The sequence below is a fragment of the Lachnoanaerobaculum saburreum DSM 3986 genome (genome assembly GCF_000185385.1).
Taxonomy (GTDB): domain Bacteria; phylum Bacillota; class Clostridia; order Lachnospirales; family Lachnospiraceae; genus Lachnoanaerobaculum; species Lachnoanaerobaculum saburreum.
Window position 1 is genome coordinate 1,926,450 of sequence record NZ_GL622296.1, and the last position, 23,917, is coordinate 1,950,366.

At 36.3% G+C, this 23,917-nt stretch carries 13 protein-coding genes; 3 read left to right on the forward strand and 10 right to left on the reverse strand.

Translation table 11 applies throughout. From position 1 onward, the window contains the following. Nucleotides 1-345: 345 nt before the first annotated feature. The 3 genes from HMPREF0381_RS08900 to HMPREF0381_RS08910 form a co-directional block, all read right to left on the reverse strand. A complete protein-coding gene (locus HMPREF0381_RS08900; protein WP_008751636.1) occupies nucleotides 346-1,677 on the reverse strand; it encodes an MATE family efflux transporter in 1,332 nt (443 codons plus the stop codon). After that, on the reverse strand, nucleotides 1,677-2,687 hold the full coding sequence (locus HMPREF0381_RS08905) for a LacI family DNA-binding transcriptional regulator (protein ID WP_008751637.1): 1,011 nt from the start codon (nucleotides 2,685-2,687) through the stop codon (nucleotides 1,677-1,679). The genes HMPREF0381_RS08900 and HMPREF0381_RS08905 overlap by 1 nt, the downstream gene beginning before the upstream one ends. 569 nt (nucleotides 2,688-3,256) lie before the next feature. Continuing rightward, a complete protein-coding gene (locus HMPREF0381_RS08910; protein ID WP_154647095.1) occupies nucleotides 3,257-8,404 on the reverse strand; it encodes an FMN-binding protein in 5,148 nt (1,715 codons plus the stop codon). 575 nt (nucleotides 8,405-8,979) lie between these two features. Between HMPREF0381_RS08910 and HMPREF0381_RS08915 the strand changes: the two genes are divergently transcribed. Beyond that, nucleotides 8,980-10,722, forward strand: coding sequence for an Rqc2 family fibronectin-binding protein (locus tag HMPREF0381_RS08915; RefSeq protein ID WP_008751639.1), 1,743 nt, complete (start codon nucleotides 8,980-8,982; stop codon nucleotides 10,720-10,722). 23 nt (nucleotides 10,723-10,745) lie between these two features. On the opposite strand, the gene mgtA is transcribed toward HMPREF0381_RS08915, so the two are convergent. The 7 genes from mgtA to HMPREF0381_RS08950 all read right to left on the reverse strand — a co-directional run bounded on the left by mgtA (nucleotide 10,746) and on the right by HMPREF0381_RS08950 (nucleotide 21,668). Then, nucleotides 10,746-13,439, reverse strand: a complete 2,694-nt coding sequence (gene mgtA, locus HMPREF0381_RS08920; RefSeq protein WP_008751640.1) for a magnesium-translocating P-type ATPase — start codon at nucleotides 13,437-13,439, stop codon at nucleotides 10,746-10,748. Nucleotides 13,440-13,441: 2 nt separating this feature from the next. Further along, nucleotides 13,442-14,437, reverse strand: coding sequence for an NAD(P)H-dependent glycerol-3-phosphate dehydrogenase (locus HMPREF0381_RS08925; protein WP_008751641.1), 996 nt, complete (start codon nucleotides 14,435-14,437; stop codon nucleotides 13,442-13,444). After that, a complete protein-coding gene (gene plsY / locus HMPREF0381_RS08930; RefSeq protein WP_008751642.1) occupies nucleotides 14,434-15,072 on the reverse strand; it encodes a glycerol-3-phosphate 1-O-acyltransferase PlsY in 639 nt (212 codons plus the stop codon). Before plsY ends, HMPREF0381_RS08925 begins: the two co-directional genes overlap by 4 nt. Next, nucleotides 15,072-16,403, reverse strand: a complete 1,332-nt coding sequence (gene der, locus HMPREF0381_RS08935) for a ribosome biogenesis GTPase Der (RefSeq protein ID WP_008751643.1) — start codon at nucleotides 16,401-16,403, stop codon at nucleotides 15,072-15,074. Before der ends, plsY begins: the two co-directional genes overlap by 1 nt. Next, nucleotides 16,396-17,766, reverse strand: coding sequence for a DUF512 domain-containing protein (locus HMPREF0381_RS08940; RefSeq protein WP_008751644.1), 1,371 nt, complete (start codon nucleotides 17,764-17,766; stop codon nucleotides 16,396-16,398). Before HMPREF0381_RS08940 ends, der begins: the two co-directional genes overlap by 8 nt. Nucleotides 17,767-17,890: 124 nt before the next feature. Then, nucleotides 17,891-20,218 carry a glycoside hydrolase family 2 protein gene (locus HMPREF0381_RS08945; RefSeq protein WP_008751645.1) on the reverse strand — a complete coding sequence of 776 codons (2,328 nt, stop codon included), beginning with the start codon at nucleotides 20,216-20,218 and terminating at the stop codon, nucleotides 17,891-17,893. Beyond that, nucleotides 20,205-21,668, reverse strand: coding sequence for an MFS transporter (locus tag HMPREF0381_RS08950; RefSeq protein ID WP_008751646.1), 1,464 nt, complete (start codon nucleotides 21,666-21,668; stop codon nucleotides 20,205-20,207). Before HMPREF0381_RS08950 ends, HMPREF0381_RS08945 begins: the two co-directional genes overlap by 14 nt. A gap of 159 nt (nucleotides 21,669-21,827) precedes the next feature. Between HMPREF0381_RS08950 and HMPREF0381_RS08955 the strand changes: the two genes are divergently transcribed. Both HMPREF0381_RS08955 and HMPREF0381_RS08960 read left to right on the forward strand, forming a co-directional pair. After that, nucleotides 21,828-22,544 (forward strand): helix-turn-helix domain-containing protein, encoded by a 717-nt coding sequence (locus tag HMPREF0381_RS08955; protein WP_008751647.1) that lies wholly within the window; start codon nucleotides 21,828-21,830, stop codon nucleotides 22,542-22,544. A gap of 181 nt (nucleotides 22,545-22,725) precedes the next feature. Next, entirely contained in the window at nucleotides 22,726-23,901 is a 1,176-nt protein-coding gene (locus HMPREF0381_RS08960; RefSeq protein WP_008751648.1) for a ribose-phosphate pyrophosphokinase, read from the forward strand. Nucleotides 23,902-23,917: the final 16 nt, after the last annotated feature.

Consider the following 23,917-nt stretch of genomic DNA (forward strand, 5'->3'; position numbering starts at 1 on the left):
CTTTTTTGCCCAGTTTGATGCCTATTAATGCTAATATTCCAAAAATAATAGCCTTAACTACACTTCCTAATAATGTTGATAAAAAAACAGCCATAATATACCTCTCTTATTCTTAGGCAATGCCCTATATTTTATAGACAAACTGCCTCTATAATATCATAATCATTGTTAAAACTCAATGTCCGTATTATAAAAGCCAGGACAAACGCATGAGTAAATAAACTATAAGAAATCCCCTTTTCCTTTTTTATGGTATATTTAAGAAAAAGGGGATTTTATAATGAATGAGTTGTTAGAATAACTTGAATATATTAAAGACATATTTTAAATACAGAATATACATCACTATGATAAACTGATCATCCATGTTCGTCTATTAAAAATAATAAGTGATACAACAAGTCTGAATATCTCTTCTGTAGTAAGCAATGTATATACACCTACAATTCCCCATTTAAACATATATGCTGCAAGCATACAAAGAGGAATTCCTATACACCATGTTCCTATAATGTCAATAATCATTATAATTTTTGTATCGCCTCCACTTCTTATAATGCCTCCTCCAAGAATCATGTTTTCAACCTTGACCGGAGCATATAGAGCAAATATTACAAGAAGAATTTTTCCAAGCTCTTTTACATTATAATCCACCCGGTACAATCCGGTATAGACTCCTGCCGACAATATAAGAATTGATGATATAAAGACTGCGCCTATTAACCCCGCAATCATAATTTTCCCTGATTCCCTATATGCCTCCTCATACTCTTTCTTTCCAAGCCTCTTTCCGACCATAACACCTGCCGCAGCCGACAAACCGCTTAAAGCACCCATAACCAGTCCCTGAATCGGAGCCGTAAGCATATATGCCGCAAGATTTGCCGTATCAAGATGCCCATACACACCGGTTTCCACATTCTGTCCCAAACTCCAGAGAAACTCACTTACAAGAATAGGTATAACCATTATAAAATAATCCGGTATGCTAATCCTTTTAAAATGTAATGACAATATCGGCCTATCCCCATCTTTTTTGATGTAAATAATAAATCCGATAAGAATAAATACGAGGTTAAATAGCTGAGAAACAAGGGTTGCAATTGCCGCACCTTTTATTCCCATAGGTAAAAATCCGGCTTTTCCAAATATAAGTATATAATTAAGTCCTGTATTTACAGCTACCGCTAATAAACTTGCAAAAAACGGTATGACCGCATGTTCCTTGCAGCGTAGCCATGTCGATAAAATGATACTGATTGCCATCGGAATATATGAAAATGCTACAATGCGAAAATATACAGCACCCATATTTATAATACCTACATCTTTTGTATACAGTCCAAGAATACTTGCAGGGAAAATTCCTGATGCAAACAAAAATAATGCAGATATTATCACTGCACAGACCATGCTTATATCAAAGCTGCTCCATGCTTCTTTCATATCCTTTGCTCCGATAAACTGTGCTGTTAATATCCCTGCAACAGTTCCTACTGCACCGATTACCACAGAAAAAATCAAAGAAAAATTACCATACAGTCCAACTGCCGATATATTTATTTCTCCCAACTGACCGATCATTATCTGGTCAACAATTGAAAATGATGCCTGCAACATGCTCTGCAATGTAACAGGAACAGCTATTTTACATAATGATTTACTAAACTCTGACATTATAATTCCCTTGTACTTTCTCTTTTTATAAGTTTTACCGGGAGAACTATTCTTGTATCATATTCCTTCCCGTCACGCATATCTTCAATACATCTGATTGCAGCCTTTGCCCTTAAATATGCATCTTGATGAATTGTAGTCAATGCCGGAACGCTTTCCCTGCTTGCCATACTGTCATCCATCCCGATTATTTGCAAATCCTTAGGAATCCGAATACCTCTCCCCTGTAAAAATTGCATAAAGTCCAGTGCATAATAATCGGATACTGCAAAAACTCCGGTAATATCAAGCTTTGAAAGTTCCAAAAACTTATCCTTATAAAATCGTACTCTCCCTTTCTTTGTATTAGGTATTTTCCAGATTACAGTTTCTCCCGGAGCAAAGGCTTTGCAAAATCCGTCGATACGCTCCTTGTCCATACATATATAATTATCTGAAATACATAATGCTTTTTTATGTCCAAGCTTCTTAAAATATTCACCTGCCTTATAACCTCCGTCATAATGATCAATCACAAGATTAACAAATTTTGAGCATTTATCAAAATAGCCGTCATATACAACAAAAGATATCCTCATCTGATTTCGCAGTCTTTCATAATTCTCTTCACAAAATCCCATCAGGATCAGACCGTCCATATTCCACATTGAAGCAAACACTATTACTTCATTGATATCTGTCGTTGTTTTTATCATAAGGAAATATCCTTTTTTATTTACCTCGTGAGAAAGTGCGTTTAATGACGACATTACAAATCCGTCTTCTAAAACTCTGCCCTCATATTTGGGATGATCATTCACTACCACTCCGATAATTCTTGAATTATTTCTTGCAAGCAAAATTCCTGCCATATTAGGAATATATCCGGTCTTTTCAAGTTCTTCTTGAACTCTTTTTACCGTTTCATCCGAAATTTTGCCGGTTTTACCATGAATCACATTTGAAACTGTCGCTGTACTAAGACCCAGCGCATCTGCAACATCAACAATTCTAACTCTGCTCTGTGCCATACCATCCCTTCTTTTCCTGTTATTCTAAAAATGTTGTATCCCTTTAGGCTCCTGCTCATAGTAAATAACGAAACAATTTGCCGTTTACTAAAAGTCTTTTGCATGTGCATGGATTTGCAGAGGAATTTTGCAGCTTGTGAAACGCAAATCCGGTGCAACAACAGCAAATGCCGCCTATCTGCAAGTATAGAGGATAAATTTTCCCCCAGACAAATCCATTGTACAATAGGAATGTAGCTTTCACAACGGTTAAACGCATAACCCGTCACAAAATTTATGTCTAATTTTTGTATTTTTTGTTATATTAATAAGAATTATCTATTATATCAAAACAGAACATTGCTAATAGATAATCATTTATCTATTTTACAACGCTCCATTTATAAATTTGCCTATCCTCTATTCAGACTAATCGTTTTCATAATTTAATAAAAAATCTATTGTAGTTTCATCCGGTAAATTATTATGTATACAAATCTGTTTTATGTATTTTAGAATTTTAAGAGAAAATCACTATAAAAGCGATGCCCACCATGGAGCATCGCCTTATTAAAAGTTAATTACACTATCTAAAAAATCAGTTTTTTAGGGTCATAAAGTTCCCCGACTTTATTTTTCATAATGACTTTTCTTTCTGTGTGATAGGAAGGAATTGTTAAGTCGTTTCTATCATTTTCTCCATCCACATTTTTTCTTTCTAAAGGCTTTTTAGCATTACTGTCAGTAGCAAGCCTTGGTTGCATTGACATATCTCTATTTGCCATTCTAAAACCGCTCTGCTCTGCAAATGCTTTTTTTACAGCCTTTTTTATAGCATCTGATGACACTGTTGCACCGCTTATACCGTCTACAGTATCGATTTCTGATGCCTTTTTGCCGACAAATCTTGGAAGCATATTCAGTGCATTTGCCCAAAATCCTCTGTTTGCCCCTGCATTGGTATCATTGTCCTCTACACTTACAACAGTTCCGGTCTTTTTGTTAATTGTAACTCTAAGAGCCGCATAGTATCCGAACCTTGTGATTTCTTCTTCAACCTCTTTTACTATATTTGAATCATCACCGCTTCCCGAAGCTTCACCTACATCAAATGTAAATGATGTGGATACATATCCGTCAGTTTTATTATTATCTTCAAATACTACAGTATACTTTCCTTTTTGAGTAGAGTCGGTACTGTTGATTGTCAAAGTATTTGAAGACTCTTCAAATGAATAATCCGAACCTTCTTCAAGTTTTTTTCCTGACTCCTTGGTTCCAAAGTACAGTGCTGATACCTTATAGCCTGTATACGGAAGTTTACTCATATCAAATATAACTTTAGCTCCGTTTTCATCATCAAATCCGGTTTGTGAAGAAATTGAAGGTACAGCATTTGTTCCAAGCTTCTTTGGAATATATAACTCCAATCCGTCTATTTCAAATTTCTTATAATTATTTAGCAGATAAGTTATCTTATAAATTCTGCTTCCGGAAAGTATTTCAAAACGCTTATGAGCCAATCTTCCGCCTTTTTGCCTCATATTAACTGAAAATCCGAGGTCTCCGTTCGGCAAAATATTGTCAAGCTGTGACAAGCCGTAAATTCTTGCACTGTTACTGCTTGCACCTGCTTCAAATGTAACACCTAATACATTCTTATCAACTTTGATTTCATCAGGTAACCCCTCAATATGTATCTGATAATCTCCGTACTCGCTTTGATCTGTTAATGATACTTTGATATCTGAAGGATTATAAGCAATTTCACTTGCATTATCACTTGATTTCAGTTCTGAAATCGAAGAATCGGTATGAATAACCTTATATGTAGGCAATTCGTTTTGTGTAACCTCTCTCTTTACTCCTGTTATGGAGTCGGGAGCTGTCATACTTGTAACTGCCGGAATAAGTGCGCTGTGGTTTTCAGCTCCCACTGCGGCCAAAAGCTTAACCTTTGCATATAGTTCCGCATCAATTTGTACCGGAGTCTTAACTCCTCTGATCTTATAACTGTTTTTCTTCTTATCGCTATAAACAGCTGTGGCAAATTTGCCATAGTTTTTAGATGTAGATGAACTTACATCAGTATATTTTCCGTCAAAACTCATACTTTGAACCATAACCGGTTCCTGTCCGATTTGCGGATCGTTACTCTTAGACGGTGGTGTAATTCTTCCTCTCATCAATTCTCCGAAATAGAAGTAAGAGTACGGAAAATCGGCAGTACCGTATAGATCACCTGTAAGTTTTTGATCATCCTCTACATAGTAATAAACTTTAGGTACATACGGATTTCTTACAAGCTTTGTTTTGCCGGTTACATCCTTTCCTTTTACCATAAAGGTCATATTTGTATTTGTAGGGTCATACTTTTTATAGTAGTAAGTGTGCTTATTTCCGTCCACTACCAAATTCAACACATCCATATTTGTTGCCTCAGGAACGGCTTCCTTTGGAAGAGCGGCCTTTACGGCATTTTTAATTGCATTTGATGAAAGTGTTGCTCCCGTAACGGCATCAACAGTATCAACACTGTCATTTGTTTTTCCTACAAGTTTTTCAAACATTTCTACAGACATATCCCAATAATTTCTGTTATTGGCATTTCCCGGTTCTGTACCGTCATCTTGAACCTTTATAATTTTTCCAGTTTTTTCATTATAAGTTACCAAAACCTTTGCCTTATAGAAGAAAGTCTCCATCTGAGCTTCTCCCCTTGCAGTCTTGATATCTCCTGTCTCACTTTCACCGCCCTCATATTTAAACTTTAGTCCGATACTTCCGTTTCCAAACTGTGGACTATGATAGTCTGAAAGTGCAATATTTAAAATATTGTCACTCTTTGTAAGACTGTGACTTAGCTGTGTATCCTTTGCATCCAGTACTTTTACTGTGAAAGTGTCTTTGTCCCATTTATTTTCATACTTTTTCGGTATTGTAACATCAAGCATTAAATGTGCATTGCTGCTTTCAAATTCCTGCTTTGTAATACCGGTCTTCTTATAGATAAGCTCCTGTTTATCATACAATTCAACTGTAGCAGGTAATACTTGCTCAGGCTTTGCTGTTTCAACAAACTTAAATCCAATCCATACATAGCCGCCACTTTCATGGAAAGCTCTGTAGTTTTTAAAGTCTACTGTAAGTACACTGTATTTTTTTCCTACTTTACTCTCAAGCAGTGTTCCTTCATCATTGTATGCTTTTACACTGAATGTATCCTTGTTCCAGTTCTCATATTCTTTAGGTATCTCTACATTAAATATCTTCAGATATCCTTGTGCTTCTCTGAACTTATTAAAGTCTACATTCACTGTTGTAATCTTTTTCTCTCCTGCATAAATCTCAAGTTTTGCAGGTGCCTGCTTTTTAGGATCGGATACATTGACTGTAAATGTCTTTTCAACACTCACATTATCTATAGTTTTACTTATATGGATGGTCTTTTCTCCGATATCATCATTTGTAAAAACATATCCGTTGTCGGGATTTGATGTGAATCTTCCAGCCTTACATGCTTCCCAGCCTACAAATGCCTTGTTGTTTCCGTTCTTTGTAACGGCATTTATCTCAAGATCTCCTATTTCAAGGCTGTCTCCCACATAGTAATTCTTCTTTATAAGCTTTGTCTCAAGGTTAAATGATGCTATCTCTGATGTGTCCTTTGATACATCTATTATTACCGCATATATATCATATCCCCACTCGTCATATCCCGGATGCGGAATATCTTTCATATTGAAACGCCACTGTGAAAGATCTCTGTCATACTTTGCCTTACCGAGTTCTTCTTCTCCCGAGTAGATTGACATTTCTTTTACCTTACCCTTAGCTTCGACCGTATAACGGTATTCATCTTTATTTAGGGCAATATCCTTTGTCTCTCCGTTTTCATAAGATATCTTTATCTTATCCGGATATTTCTTTCCTAACTTCTTTCTTACCTGAATCTCACTTTGTATATCTATCAGTGAATCCGCATTCTTAAAATGCACATGTACAAACTCAAGCAGTGAAGGTAATGTACTTCCATGCAGAGGATCTGTAACTATTCCATAATCTGCAAACTCTGCAGGTGTAATCTCTTTTACCTCTCCACCCTTTAGATGAAGCTTTAATACTGTTTTTGAAAGATCCAAGGTTTGACCTGTTGCAACACTGTCAGGTCTTTTTGCAAACTCGATATACTCAATCTTTTGTTCCTTATGGTCTTTCTTAAACTTCTTTGATCTCTCAAGAGCATTGTCTACAGCACTTAAATGACCTCTTGCAGTTTCGGTTGCACCGCTGACCGCATCATAAACTTCACCTCTTCCTTCATCCAACTGCTTTTTGATACCTTTAGTATCTTCCAATCCTTTAAACTTCTCAAGAAGATAATCTCTCTTTCTTTCATAGCTTCCCGCTATTTTACCGTCATCCGTATATACTACCGAATCGACTTTTTCAATCTTTCCGTTCTTTATAGTAACCTTAACGACATTTGAACCTCTTTGAAGCTTATATCTGCTCCATGTGGCTGTTCCGTACCACTCTCCGTCAGTAAGAGCATCATTGTTTTGCTCAGTCTCTTTTTCACTCTCACTTGGTCTGCTCTCTTCTTGACTTTCAGACTCCTTAGGCTTTTTGCTCTCACTTGGCTTGCTTTCTTCCCGACTTTGTGGTGCCTTAGGCTTTTCGCTCTCACTTGGTCTGCTCTCTTCCTGTTTTTCAGGTGCCTTAGGCTCTTTACTCTCACTTGGCCTGCTCTCTTCCTGACTTTGTGGTGCCTTTGGCTCTTTGCTCTCACTTGGTCTGCTCTCTTCCTGTTTTTCAGGTGCCTTTGGCTCTTTGCTCTCACTTGGTCTGCTCTCTTCCTGTTTTTCAGGTGCCTTTGGCTCTTTGCTCTCACTTGGTCTGCTCTCTTTTTGACTTTGTGGTGCCTTTGGCTTTTCGCTCTCACTTGGTCTGCTCTCTTCCTGACTTTGTGGTGCCTTTGGCTTTTCGCTCTCACTTGGTCTGCTCTCTTCCTGACTTTGTGGTGCCTTTGGCTTTTCGCTCTCACTTGGCTTACTTGATTGACCGGATCTTCCTGATGATCCGCCCGAACTGCCTCCGCCGCTATGTCCTGATGATTTTCCTTTCCTTGATGCTGTCTTCCCATTATTCTTTGCCGTATCGGTTACAGTATTTGTACTACCTGATGAAGCATTTGATGAAAATCCCTTTCCCGCTACATACTGTACCTTGCCTGAGTCATCAGTCCATTGTCCGTTCTCATTAATCTTAAACCCGTCAGGTGTTGTCTTTCCGGCAACCATTCCACCTGATTCTTTTCCGGGTGTAGGATCAAAATAGTAACAATATCCGTCTATCCACTGCCATCCGGTAAGCATACCGCCTCCGGTTGTCTGATCAGGATTGAAAAAATACCATTTTCCCTCAGGACTTTTATACCATCCCGTGTGCATATGTCCTGACACTCCGTCTTTGGCGGAATCAAAATAATATTCTACACCGTTTATATTTTGCCATCCGGTTTTCATTTCTCCACTTTCAGGATCAAGATAATACCATCCTGAAGAAGTCTCAACCCAGCCCTTATGAACTTCATTTTTCTCATTATAAAACTTCCAAGTATCGCCTGACAATTCCCACTTGCCCTTTGTAACGGCTCCCTGACTTGAAAATGTATTGGTAAATCCTAATGTAGAAACAAACATGAACGTAAATATTCTACTAAACGTTCTTTTCACAAAATAAGTACCCCCTCCAGTATAATTGTGGTCAAATTTAATATTGTATTGAATGAAAAATAAAATCAGTAAACTGTGATTTTACTACCTCCTTTCTAAAATAATCAATTTGATACTCGGTTTCAAATTATTTTCTGCAAATTTATACATCTATGATAATTAATACAACAGTAAGTATTACCTAACTCAAAGATGTAAAAAAAGAGCTTTTAAAACTCTTAAAGCAGATATATATATTAATTTTATCTATATTTTCAGATAATTATAAAACTAAGCATATTGATATTAGATTTTTTTTTATCCATTACGCTTGCAATTATAGCATAGTTTATATACATAATAAAGAACTTATATACACTTGTATGAATATATTCAATATTTCTACATTAATATGCATATTATATTATCTTACAATTAGTTTGTTCATTTTTTTAACAAACTTAAGGAAATTCCATTCATAAATTTTATTGCATAATTATGACAGAAACTTAATATCTATAAAATATAAAATCAATGTTGTATTTTATAAGATATAGAATTATACTAATCTGTATATTTTAGAACAGAGGTAAACAATGGCTTTTGACGGTATAGTTATATCAAATTTATCATATGAGCTTCATTCAAATCTGGTTGGAGGCAGAATATCAAAGATTTCCATGCCTGAGGAAAATGAGCTTATTTTTACAATAAAGAACAATGCAAAAACCTATAGACTTTTTATATCTGCAAGTGCTTCGCTTCCTTTAATATACCTTACAGATATAAATAAGCCGGCACCTAAGGTTGCCCCGGCATTTTTGATGTTACTTAGAAAATATATAGGCAGTGCAAAGATAACAAATATATTCCAAGTGGGTTTGGAAAGAATACTTTGCTTTGAGCTTGAACACTTAAATGAGCTTGGAGATCTCAGCCGCAAAAAAATGTATGTTGAGATAATGGGCAAACATTCAAATATCATATTTACAGATGAAAATAATAAGATAATTGATTCCATCAAGCGAATATCTGCAAATATGAGTTCACTCAGAGAAGTACTGCCGGGAAGAGAATACTTCTTACCAAAAGAACTACAAAAAAAAGAGCTTTTAAATATTGAATTGAAAGAGTTTACAGAGATTTTAAAATCAAAAGAGTATACTCTTTCAAAGTCAATATATATGAACTTTGCAGGTATCAGCCCTCTTATAGCAGAGGAAATTATAATTCGTGCTTCACTCTCCTCACAAAGCTCTTGTGTTTCACTAAGTGAATTGGAATATACTCACCTGTTTCATACAATAGAAAATCTCTTAGAGGACATAAATACACATAATTTCAATCCGAATATTATATATAAAGGTGAAGAAGCGCTTGAATTTTCCTCTATCAAGCTTTTTTCATATAAAAATGAAAGTTATAATGAAGTAGACTACACTTCTGTCAGCAAGATGTTATATGACTACTATTATGCTCGTGAGGTCTTTTTACTCAACAGACAAAAGAGTTTTGACCTTAGAAAAATAGTAAATACGGCACTTGAAAGAGCAAGCAAAAAGTACGATTTGCAGGAAAAACAACTTCAGGATGCTGATAAAAAAGATATTTACAGAGTATATGGTGATCTCTTAAATACTTACGGCTATAGTTTAAAGGGTGGTGAAAGCTCCTTTACCGCAGAGAATTTCTATGATGATAATAAGGAAATCACCATTCCGCTTGATAAGAATAAATCCGCAAAGGAAAATGCAAAGAAATATTATGACAGGTATGCAAAGCTTAGCAGAACAACAAAGGCTCTTAGTGAAGAGATTTTGAAGACAAAAAGTGATATAGAACATCTGCAATCCATTCAGACCGCTTTAGAAGTTTCAAGTGATGATGAGAGTCTGTCTCAGATTCGTCAGGAGCTTGTAGACTTCGGATATATCAAAAAACACTCTTCTTCCAAAAAGCAAAAGATTACCTCACATCCTTATCATTACATCTCAAGTGACGGCTATGATATTTATGTAGGCAAAAATAACTACCAGAATGAAGAGCTTACTTTTAAAGTCGCTACAGGTAATGACTGGTGGTTTCATGCCAAAGGTATACCGGGTTCTCATGTTATTTTAAAATCAAATAATGAGGAGGAATTGCCTGACAGGGTTTATGAAGAGGCCGCTTCACTTGCCGCCTTTTATTCTAAGGCAAAGGATGCCGATAAGGTTGAGGTTGACTACATCCAAAAAAAGAATATAAAAAAAGTTGCAGGTGCCGCCCCGGGCTTTGTAATCTATCATTCCAACTGGTCAATAGTAGTTACACCAAGGGCAGACCTTCAACAAAAATAAGAGTATACAGGCTTTATTCACTGTTACAGCCACCCTTTGTGACAGTGTATATAAGCCTTTTTTACTGCTGTAACCAGTATCATATATGCAAATATACATGGTATAAGATATATAAAGTATGGCAACGGCAATGAAACAAATCCGACAGTTTTACCAAGCAGAGTAAAAGGAATTACGGTAATGACTATGATTCCAAAGAAATTAAGCAATGCAAGAGGAGCTGATGCTCGACTTTGTATAAACGGCAGTTTCATTGTACGAATCATATGTATAACCAGTGATTGGCTCCACATAGACTCTACAAACCAACCTGCTTGAAACATTGCCACATAGGTAGCTCTCATCTGATTAAGTTCATTACCGCTAAAATGACTTGCAAGATTATTATATGTCACTCCATGGCTTACAAAATGTGGACAGAACACAAAGTACATAAATATAAATGTTGCAAAATCAAAGATTGAGCTTGTAGGCCCTATCCATATCATAAACTTACCGATACTTGAAGCATCCCATTTTTTCGGTAGCTTGATAAACTCTTCGTCCACATTGTCCCATGGAATTGCGCTGCAACATGAATCATAGATAAGATTAAGTAGTATAAGATGCATGCTTTCCATCGGTAAGAACGGTAAAAGTGCGGAAGCTCCAAGTACTGAAAACATATTTCCAAAATTTGATGATGCGGTCATCTTGATATACTTAATCATATTTGCAAAAGTCTTTCGTCCTTCTACGATTCCGGACTCTAATACAGTCAGATCTTTTTCAAGAAGTATGATATCTGCCGACTCCTTTGCAACATCCACCGCCGTATCCACAGAGATACCTATATCAGCCACTTTCATAGCCGCCGCATCATTGATACCGTCACCCATAAAACCTACTGTATGTCCGTTCTCCCTAAGCACCGATACAACTCTTGACTTCTGACTTGGCGTAAGCTTGGCAAATACATCTGTATCTTCTGCCACTTCTCTAAGTTTTTCATCACTCATCTTTTCAATATCACCGCCAAGCAGCATATTTCTTACTTCAAGACCTACCTGAGTGCATATGGTTTTTGTAACCTTTTCATTATCTCCTGTAAGAATCTTTGTTCTGACACCATGCTCTTTAAGTGCTTTTATAGCACCGGCGGCAGACTCCTTTGGAGGATCTAAAAATGCCAGATACCCCATAAGTATCATTTCACATTCATCATCCACACTGCAACTTTGTTTTTCTATATCTTTTCTGGCAATGGCAAGTACACGAAACCCCTTTATATTAAGATTATCTACCGTTTTCAAAATTCTTTTTCTGAAGTCATTGGTAATCGGTTGTACATTTCCGTTATACTCCGCATAGGAACATATAGAAAGCATCTCTTCAACAGCACCTTTAGTCACCATCTTTATTGTACCGGAATGATTTTGTACCACTGTAGTAAGTCTTCTCCTGCTAAAGTCAAACGGTATCTCATCAATTTTTTTATAATTTTCCGACAAGTCAAGAAGCTGTGAGTCGTTTGCCTCCTCTTCCTCAGTCCTTTGAATGATGGCAAGGTCCATAAGATTCTTATAACCTGTCTGAAAATAGCTATTAAGATAACCGTATCTTAATACCCTTGAATCTTCATCTCCCTTTATGTTCAGATGATACTCCAGTACTACTCTGTCCTGTGTCAGAGTTCCGGTTTTATCCGTACATAGAATATCCATAGCACCAAAGTTTTGTATAGAATTCAAATTCTTTACAATAGTCTGTTTCTTGCTCATTGACACCGCACCCTTTGCAAGACAGCCGGTCACAATCATCGGAAGCATCTCAGGAGTCAGGCCTACCGCAACAGATATAGCGAACAAAAATGCTGAAACCCAGTTTCCCTTTGTAATACCGTTTAAAACAAATACTAAAGGTACCATTACAAGCATAAAGCGAATCAGTACCCATGAAACCGCATTTACACCCTTTGTAAAATTGGTCTCAACAGATTCACCGGCTATTGCCGATGTCATAGAACCAAATAATGTATGATCTCCTACAGATATAACTATTGCAGCGGCACTTCCCGATATGATATTGCTACCCATAAAAGCTATATTTGTATACTCCGTGATATTGTCCTTTTTTTCACAGACTGTAGCAAGTTTTTCAATAGGCTCACTTTCACCGCTTAGACTTGACTGGCTCACAAAGAGATCCTTTGCATCTATTATCCTTACATCTGCCGGAATCATGTCACCGGCTGAAAGGTATACAATATCACCTACCACTACTTCATCAAGCGGAATCTCAACATGGCTTTTATTTTGCCTTGTCACCGTACATGTCGTGGTAATCATGGCTAAAAGCTTTGCCGCAGCATCACCGCTTCTGCTCTCCTGAATAAATCTCAGTACACCTGACACAAATACCATTGTAAGTATAATAACCACTGTAACCGGATTAAAATCCTTTTTTGTATTTCCGAACATATGTAGCATCGGAAATATAATATCTGTTATGGTAGAAACTACAGCCAGACAAACAAGCACCACTGTAAACGGATTTATAAACGCTTCCGCCAATCTTTCCGCAATTGATTTTTTCTTCTCTTTTTTTACCTTATTTGACCCGTTTTTATCTCTGCTTTTAAGCACTTCTTCTTCAGTAAGTCCGCTTAAATTTATATTCAAATATTCTTTTATGTCCTCAACCGAGTGAGTTGCCATATACTCAATATTTGTGTTCATACCTATATTCCAATCTTTTCCGCTATCTTATCTCTAAGCATCAAAGCATCCACTGCCTGCTTCGGATCTTTATTTTCAAAAAGCACGGCATTCACCTCATCCACTATCGGCATACAGATATTGTACTTACTTGCAAGAGCCTTTGCAGCCTTTGCGGAATACACACCCTCTACCACCATTGCCACTTCTTTCATAGCTTCATCCATAGTCTTACCCTGTCCCATAAGCATACCGGCTTTTCTGTTTCTGCTATGTTTGCTTGCACAGGTAACTATCAAATCTCCGATACCTGAAAGTCCATAGAAAGTATCAATATTGGCACCCATTGCAGTACCAAGTCTGCTAATCTCAACAATCCCTCTGGTAATAAGTGCCGCCTTGGCATTGTCACCATACCCGAGTCCGTCTGAAATACCTGCTGCCAGAGCTATAACATTTTTTAATGAACCCCCAAGTTCAATTCCAAGCATATCTGTAGAAGTATATACTCTAAATACCGGACTCATAAATACAGATTGGATAAGCTTTGCAGTCTCCATATCTTTGGCACCCGCCACACAGGTTGTAGGCAGAAGTCTTACCACCTCCTCGGCATGGCTTGGACCTGACAGTACCGCTACATCGGCATTTTTTATTTCATCCGAAATCTGATCTGAAAGTATCTCTAAAGTGTTTTCTTCTATTCCCTTTGCAACATTTACAATGATTTGATTTTTCTTATAAAACGGAGACATTTTCTTTGCTGTAGCTCTTGTAAAAATAGAAGGTACAGACAAAACACAAATATCGGCACTTTCCATAGCTTTCTCCAAATCATCTTCAAATACTATGCCCTCATCAAAGATAATCCCTGGTAAATTCTTATGTGTACGTTTTTCTCTAAGTTCTTTTATCTCACTTTCAATGGCGGACCATACCTTTACACTATGTCCGTTGTCAAAGAGAAGTCTGGCAAGTGCCATACCCCAAGTACCTGAACCGATAACAGCTGTTTTCATTTTTCCACCTTTTTCCCTATTTTATTCTCAGTTCCGCTAAGCAGTCTCTTTATATTTGCCCTGTGCATAAATATGGAAAGAACTCCTATAGCAGCCGTCAAAAGTCTAAACTCCATAGAAGATTGTCCGTCTCCAAATCCATAACTGAACCTGACAAGGAAATGAGACATACCTATCAAAATAATCATTACAAATATAGAACCCAATGAAACATATCTTGTAATTGCAACTGTAATTATAAATACAATCAAACATACTAAGGCTATTCTGATATCAAGTGCCAAAATTATGCCTGCTGTAGATGCTACCCCCTTTCCGCCTTTAAATCCCAGATAGAAAGGAAAATTATGGCCAAGCACCACTCCAAGTCCGATATATAACATATAGATATAGCTTAAGCTTACATTATCTCTGAAGATAAATCTTACAACCAAACATGGTATCAGCGACTTACAAAAATCGCCTAAAAAGACTACCAATCCCGCCTTGGCACCCAGTACTCTAAGTGTATTTGTCGCCCCTGCGTTGCCTGAACCGTAATTTCTGATATCCATTTTATTGAGCTTGCCGAATATATATCCCGTCTCAATATTTCCGATAAAATACCCTATTATTAACAGCCAAATCCTAAGCATTACTTATTGTCCTCTTTCCTCTCTCTGATAATAAATCTGATAGATGTACCCTTAAATCCAAATGCCTCTCTTATCTTATTTTCTAAATATCTTTGATATGAGAAGTGCATCAGCTGCTTTATATTGACAAATATAACAAATGTAGGCGGCTTAACAGCTACCTGTGTAGCGTAGAAAATTTTCAGTCTCTTACCCTTATCGGATGGCGGCTGTTGCATTACCGTAGCTTCTGAGATAATCTCATTCAGTACACCGGTCTGTATTCTAAGAGTTTGATTTTCTCTGACAATATCAATAAGTTCAAACAGTTTCTGGAGTCTTTGTCCGCTTAATGCGGATATAAAGATAAACTCTGCATATGGCATAAAAGACAGTACTCTCTTTATATCATTGGTATATTCATAAACAGTCTTATTATTTTTCTCTATAAGATCCCACTTATTTACCGCAACTATAATACCCTTACCTCTGTCATGTGCAATACCTGCAATCTTGGCATCCTGCTCTGTAACGCCTTCACTTGCATCAATTACAAGAATCACCACATCGGCTCTTTCAACCGCTGTAACGGTTCTGATAATGGAATATCTTTCAATATCCTCTTTTACCTTTGACTTTCTTCTAAGACCTGCCGTATCAATAAATATATATTCCTGCTTGTTGTTCACCACAACAGTATCTATCGCATCTCTGGTAGTACCTGCGATATCAGACACAATAACTCTGTTTTGACCTGTAAGTCTGTTTATAATGGATGACTTACCTACATTCGGCTTTCCTACTATAGCTATTCTCGGTCTGTCATCATCCTCTTCACTTTCATTTCCCTTGCTCTTAAAATGCACTGCCACAGCATCCAGCAAATCACCTATTCCAAGCCTTGATGCGGCTGATATAGCCACAGGATCTCCTATACCCAGATTATAGAACTCATATACATCATTTCCGAACTTTGCAATAGAGTCCACCTTATTTACCGCCAATACCACAGGTTTTCTTGATTTTCTAAGCATATCACAAACCTTGGAATCAGAGTCCACTAATCCTTGTCTGACATCTGTAATAAATACTATTACATCAGCTGTTTCAATGGCTATCTCTGCCTGCTCTCTCATCTGTGAAAGTATAACATCACTGCTTTCAGGCTCGATTCCACCGGTATCAATCAGTGTAAAATTCATATCAAGCCATGTACAATCTGCATAAATTCTGTCTCTTGTTACTCCGGGTGTGTCCTTCACTATGGAAATAGGTTCACCTGCTATGGCATTGAATAATGTGGATTTTCCTACATTCGGCCTACCTATGATGGCAACTACGGGTTTACTCATTTTTAACTCCTTTTTCATATGCCTTATAGGCATTTTCTTCTATATAATTATCAGATACTATGGCATTTACCAGATCATATCCTGACTGACCCACTATCACAGTCTTGACTCCAAGTTCTCTTTCAATATCCGATCTGGTCAGATCATCCAATAATACTTCTTCACCGCTTCTAAACATGTTTACAGAAAGTAAAAGCCTGTCTCCAATATTTTTTCCCCTTAGCTGATTTATAATATCAACTCCGGTTAAAAGTCCTGCCACTGTAATTCTTTCACCAAAAAAATCATTTCTTATAACATAAAGGTTAATCTTTTTTGCAGGAAACTTTTCTTCTATTTCTTTTAAAAGTTCTTCCATAGAATGTGCCGGTAAAATAGCCGTAGCAATGCTTATGGTCTCCAACTTTTTGATATCATCTTTTGATACTTTCAATGTTTCTATAGCATCTTTCACTTCTTCACTTAGAAGTCTCAACATACCTACACCGTTTTCCAGCTGTATATAGCCGTCATAAGTATCTTCAGAGGGCATCTGTCTTCCTGCTATCAAATAAAATTCATCACTTGCCTGTGCAAAATGCATACCGCATTTATCCATTGCTTTTTGTTGAATTTCTTCTATTATATTGATAGTTTCTATTGCCTTGTCCTTATCTACAAGTGTCAACCTGGGCAAATCATCTCTAAACTTTGTGATACCTACGGGAACTACAGATACACTCTCCATAACCGGTGCATATTTTAGCAGATCATTAAGTGTACGCCTTAGCTCCTCACCGTCATTGTAGCCCGGACACATCACCACCTGCCCGTTCATAGGCACATTTTTCTCATAGAGTTTATCTATATACTTTAGAGATTCACCTGCAAATCGATTGTGCAGCATCTTCTTTCTAAGTTCAGGGTTTGTGGTATGCACTGATATATTGATAGGTGCCAGATTGAATCTTATTATCCTGTCAATATCCTCATCCTTCATATTTGTAAGTGTGACATAATTGCCTTGTAAAAACGATAATCTTGAGTCATCATCTTTAAAATAGAGAGTCTCTCTCATTCCCTGCGGCATCTGGTCTATAAAGCAGAAAATACAGTTATTCGTGCAGGACTTATAGTCACTCATAAGCCCCTCATCAAATTCAAGTCCTATGTCATCATAGTCACTCTCTATATCAAGCTCCCACTCCTCACCGTTTGGCTTTTCAATCACCATAGTGAATTCCTCGGCATTTATATAATATCTATAGTCTAAAACATCTTTTATCTCATTGCCGTCTATGGATATAAGCTTATCTCCCGGCTCTATCTCCAGTTCCTCAGCTATAGACCCCTTGGCAACACTCTTTATTATATGAAAATTCATCTTACTCCACTCATTATAAATAGCAAATGACTACTGTCATCTCTCATATAATAACAATCTCACATGTTTTTGTAAAGTAAAGAAAGCTGCTACTTTTTACAGTAACAGCTTTCTTATCACAAATTTATTTCTTAATTTCCTGCAACTTCTTATTTATAAGTGCAAATACTTTCTTCGGATCCGCCTTTTGATCACTTATGAACGAATCCATTTCCTCTACAAGCATACCTCCCATTATTCTAAGTATACTCTTTTTGATCTTCATTGTTCCAAACTGATTTACAATTGATATCAGAATATTTCCGGCTTCATCATTTCTTACCACATCTTCTACAGTATCCTTTATGCTAAAGTATTCCGGATTGAACTCAAGTTTTTTTACATCAAGGCTTTCCGTATCCATATCCTCAAACCAGTTCTTTACTCCGTTTTCGTCTTCATCTTCTACAGGCTTTATATATCCTGTAAAAGGCTTATCTTCTCTGATAAAGGTTGTTCTGTCAGATCTTTTTACATCATCATTTATACCGACCGCCTTTATATAATTTGCACCCATATCAAGTCTTAAATTTTCAAATATAAAAATCTTATCGCCTTCTTTTTCACCTAAGTCATCACCGTTTACAAAAAGTCTTACCTTTGGCATATTTGAGTAAATCTTTATATTTATCTTTTCATTACTTCTGATTGAAAATCTCTTGCTTGTAATATGGACAAAATGTTCCTTTGACCAATATGCTTTGTATACATAGAATGAATCTTTCTTAACCTTTCTGTCTATAGTTACAAGACCCTTATTATTTCTTCCCTTTACACCGCCTTCATCTCTCATATCACAGCCGAAATCAAACATATTCCAAACATATGAACACCAGATTTCAGGTCTCTTACTAAGAAGCTTTGCCATATGTTCATGGTACTCTGCCTGATACTCTTCCGTATAGTCCTTGCAGACAGGTGTATCTGAATGCCAACTTATAATACCTTCACAACCATATTCTGAAAGTCCTACGGCCCTATTCGGATGCATCTTTCTAAATTCATCAAACCAAACCTCATTATCTGTATATTTACCTGAATACCATCCAAAGTATAGATTGTATGCCAATATATCTGTAATTTGATTGTGGTCTGAATCCATAGGCAACATTGATACCTGAGCCATTGTCGTAAGTCTTGATTTATCAATGCTCTTTACAAGCTCATTAAGTTCTTTTAAATTATCTGTAAGTCCCGGAATATACCCTGCTATGGTTATTTCATTTGCAATTCCCCAAAAAAGTATACTGCTATGATTATAATTTTGATAAATCAGCTCTTTCATCTGCTCCATAGCATTCTCATGTGCCTTAGCATCCTTATTCATTCTTGATATAAAAGGAATTTCTGCCCATACTATAAGTCCATATCTGTCACAAAGCTCATAGAAATAGTCATCCTGCTGATAATGAGCAAGTCTTACACTGTTTGCACCTATGTTAAGAATCAAATCAAGATCATCAAAATGATCCATATCATCAAGCGCATTACCCTTGCCGAGTCTGTCCTGATGCCTGCTTACACCTCTAAGAGGTAAACTCTTTCCATTTAAGAAAAATCCCTTATCCGGATCTACATAATACTCTCTCACACCATGGTTTATTTCTACATTGTCAAGCACTTCATTATGTCTTACAAGTTTTACATTAAGACAGTAAAGAAACGGATCTTCAAGACCGTTCCAAAGATGTACATTATCTATCTTAAGGCTCAACTTTGTTATATTATTTGCAGGTACAACAACTGCCCCGATATCTTCGTAATCATCATCTGCCACCTCAACCATAATCATATCCGACTCTTGAGGATTTTTTATATAGGCGGTAATATCAATTATTGCATCATCTCCGTCTATCTTTGATGTAACCGTCACACCGCTACCTGCATAATATTCTATATCAAAGCGGGTCTTAGGTACTGATATCAGGCTTACATTTCTGTATATACCTCCATAGAAAGTAAAATCCGCCATCTGAGGATATACATCAGACTTATTACTGTTATCCACTTCCACAGCAAGAGTAACAGTATTTTTTTTCTCAAAAAATCTTGTGATATTAACTCTGAATCTTGAGTATCCGCCTCTATGTTCCTGTACAAATTCGCCGTCAATATATATTCTTGCAACAGAATTTACGCCTCCAAAGTCTAAGATAAAATCGCTGTCAGGTGATACAAGCGGTTTGGCAATTTTTTTAATATATACAGCTTTTCCCTTATAATAGTCATTTCCACCATCCTGTCCGTCAAATCCGTTATATGTATGTGGTAAATTTATAATATCCCAGGTATCATCTGCAACCGTTGTTTTTGTGACTTCAGTATTCTTTTTAAAAAACCAATCCTTATTCAAATTATCTATTGTTCTCATATATTCTCCTAAAATTATATCCGCTCTGTTATACTCCTGCATTTTCAGATCTTTTCTTTATCTCAGCTATTTTATTCTGAATACTTTCCATCTTCTCCTTTGTTAAAGGATAAAACTTCATAGCAACAAGATTGCAAACAAGTCCGATTATAAGAAGTCCGTACATACAAAACATTGCAACCGCCTTGATTGCAGGGGACATCGGTGTATCAACATTTGGAAGTGCATCCTTAAATCCTATAGACGCACAACAAAGTCCGACTATTGTAGCTCCAAGTGATGAAATCAGCTTATCTACAAATGAAAAAAGTGTACCCATAAGTCCCGGTACATACTTACCTGAACGATATACCTCATAGTCTGCACAGTCCGCAGTCATAGGTATCACTATATTTCCTGATACACCTGTAAATCCCTTCATAAGCAGGAATAATACTAAGAATACTATTGTAAATGTATTCCAACCTGTAAATCCCTTTCCCGGAAATTTTAAAGTTGTAGGATCAAAAACATAAAATGCCGCTATTGAAAGTATGCATGTTGCAAGTCCGCCTATTGTACCAAAGAGCATTGCCTTTCTTTGTCCAAGGTATCTTGCAATATACCCCACACCGAAAAACAACATAAGTGCCGTAGGTATTGCCGTATAAGCTGCAACCTGACCGCCGGCTGCCGTATTTTTACAAACTATTGAGTATACCATGATTACAACCACTGCATTAGTCTGTGTTGTAAGAGCAAGCTTATCTGTAGATGCGGAAACTATAAGCATCTGTATTGCTCTGTTCTTTGATAAAACTTCCCAGTAATCTCTCAGTCTGATCTTTGTAGGTTTTCCAAGTCCGAAAAACTCCGTTCTGTCTTTTCCTGATATCGCAAATATTGCGATAACTGTAAATATTCCGGATACAACTGCCGTTATAAGCCAAAATTCATGGAAAAATTCTTCTGTGAATTTTCCATACTTAGGTATAAGATTTTGAAATACCAAAACAGGTATCGCCGCAAAGAGTATAGTATTGTAAATACCGTCAAATATTGTAAACATAGGTCTTTGTTTAGGATCATTTGTAAGACAGGTCTGTGCCGATTTTGTAACAACACATTGGAAAGTATATCCTATAATATAGATCATATACAAAATAATAAATACCGATAATCTGCTTTTCTCAGGTGCAAGATGTGTTACATGAACTATCAAAAATGAAAATACAGCCAATATAATATTTCCTATAAGCATAAAGGGTCTGTTTTTTCCAAATTTAGAATCTGTCTTATCTACAATATATCCTATAAAAGGATCTGTAATACCGTCCCAGATTCTCATATTCATAATAATGGTAGATGCCAATACCACTCCCACTCCTACGAATCCCACCAGATAATAACTGATAAAATTCATAAAAAACAAATACAAATTTGTAGCTGTGTTATTTAGTGCAAATCCACCTATTTGCCATAACTTGGCCCTATGTATTCCGTTACTGTCCATAAATTACCTCCATTTTTCAGACTTTATTAAGATATTATATTAATTAAAATATTATATTAAATTTGATAATTTAAGAAGTGAGTTATTATCTTTAAAGTAGCATAATATTATGGTATTATTATCACGCAGATATATTTTAGGCTGTTATTGGAGAAAACCATGAACCATCAGGAATATAAAGATAATGAATTGCTTGCAATAAAAAATATTGAGGAAAGATATGAGATAGAAGAAAATTTTTTAAAGATATTATCATCCGGTGACTATTCAAAGGCAATGATAGCCTATAAAGCTTTATGCTCAATGAAATTGGATGGTAGAAGTATGGATTACTACCGTGATGCCAAATATTTAGCTATAGTTTTAGGTACATTATGCAGAAAAACTTTACAGTATAGAAATAAAATACATCCATACTATCTTGACAGCATATCTAAGGAAATGGCAATAGCTATATGTAATACAGAAACTATTACCGATATCAATATTGTTACAAGAAAATTTATTAAAAAGTACTGCCTTCTGGCAAAAAACCACTCACTTCACCAATATACAGAGGTGGTTAACAGAAGTATATCTTATATTGAAATGCACTATGCCGATAAACTCAGTCTTTCAATTCTTGCCTCATATTTACATGTGAGTAAAAACTACCTAAGTGCCGTATTTAAAAAGCAGTTGGGTAAAACTGTTACTGAATTCATCCATGAAATCAGAATGGACAAGGCAATATTTCTTTTGAATTCAACAAAACTTTCTATAGATGATATTTCAGCGATCTGCGGATACAGTGACAGTAACTATTTTTGCAGAATATTTAAAAACAGATATAAACTGTCTCCGGGACAATACCGGAATAATTTATTGCAAAAATAAAATATATAAATAATACTGTTATTTTTCACAAGATTTATGTATGATTTGAAATCTTATCACCAAGAGATTAAATGTTATATTATTGACTTCATATTTTACATAGTGTATAGTATTTTTCGTAAATGGATATTCATGATAGTTCAACCGAACTGTCTTTATTTTAACTACCCGGGAGAAAGAAATGTCAAACGATTTCGTATTTAAAGATCAATTGCCGGTGGCACCGCTAAAAATTGCTGCACTTGAAAGTTGTTATGACTTCGCAAAGCGAGTAAACGACTATATTGTGGAATTCAGAAGAAATGATACTACAGAGCTTATGAATTCTCATTTGGATTTGCACTACAGAGGTTATGATTGTGACAACTATCTTCTTGATATTGCCTGCCCGAGATTCGGTTCAGGTGAAGCTAAGGGTGTCATCAACGAATCTGTTCGTGGTACAGATGTATTTGTAATGGCAGATGTACTCAACCATTCACTTACCTACAAGCTGAACGGCTTCACCAATTATATGTCACCGGATGATCACTATCAGGATCTTAAGAGAATTATCAGCGCCTGTATTGCCAATGCAAAAAGAGTAAATGTTATCATGCCTTTCTTATATGAAAGCAGGCAGCATAAGAAAACAAAAAGGGAATCTCTTGACTGTGCATTGGCGCTAAAAGAGCTTGTAAATATGGGGGTCAGCAATATTATCACATTTGATGCACATGACCCGAGAGTACAAAACTCTATTCCGCTTACAGGCTTTGACAACTTCATGCCGACCTATCAATTTGTCAAGGCAATGTTTGCAAATATACCAGATATGAAGGTAAGCAAAGATGATATGATGATTATAAGCCCTGATGAGGGAGCTATGAGCAGAGCCGTATACCTTGCAAATAATCTTGGAGTGGATATGGGTATGTTCTACAAGAGGCGTGATTATTCAAAGGTTGTAGACGGTAGAAATCCTATCGTCGCACATGAATTCTTAGGTAGTAATGTAGCAGGTAAGGATGTAATCATAGTGGATGATATGATCTCTTCAGGTGAAAGTATGCTTGATACTGCAAAAGAGCTTAAGAAAAGAAATGCCAAAAGAATTATTATATGTGCCACATTTGCTCTGTTCACAAATGGACTTGAGAAGTTTGATGAATTATATACTCAAGGAATTATAAATTATGTATGTACTACCAATGTGCACTACAGAAACCCTGAGCTTTTAAACAGGCCTTGGTATTTAGAAGCCGATATGACAAAATATCTCGCCGCTATTATAAACTCATATAACCATGATGTTTCAATCAGCAAGAGCCTGTCACCGACCATAAAAATACAAAATTTTGTATCAAGATTTAAATAACCGATTTAATAAAAAG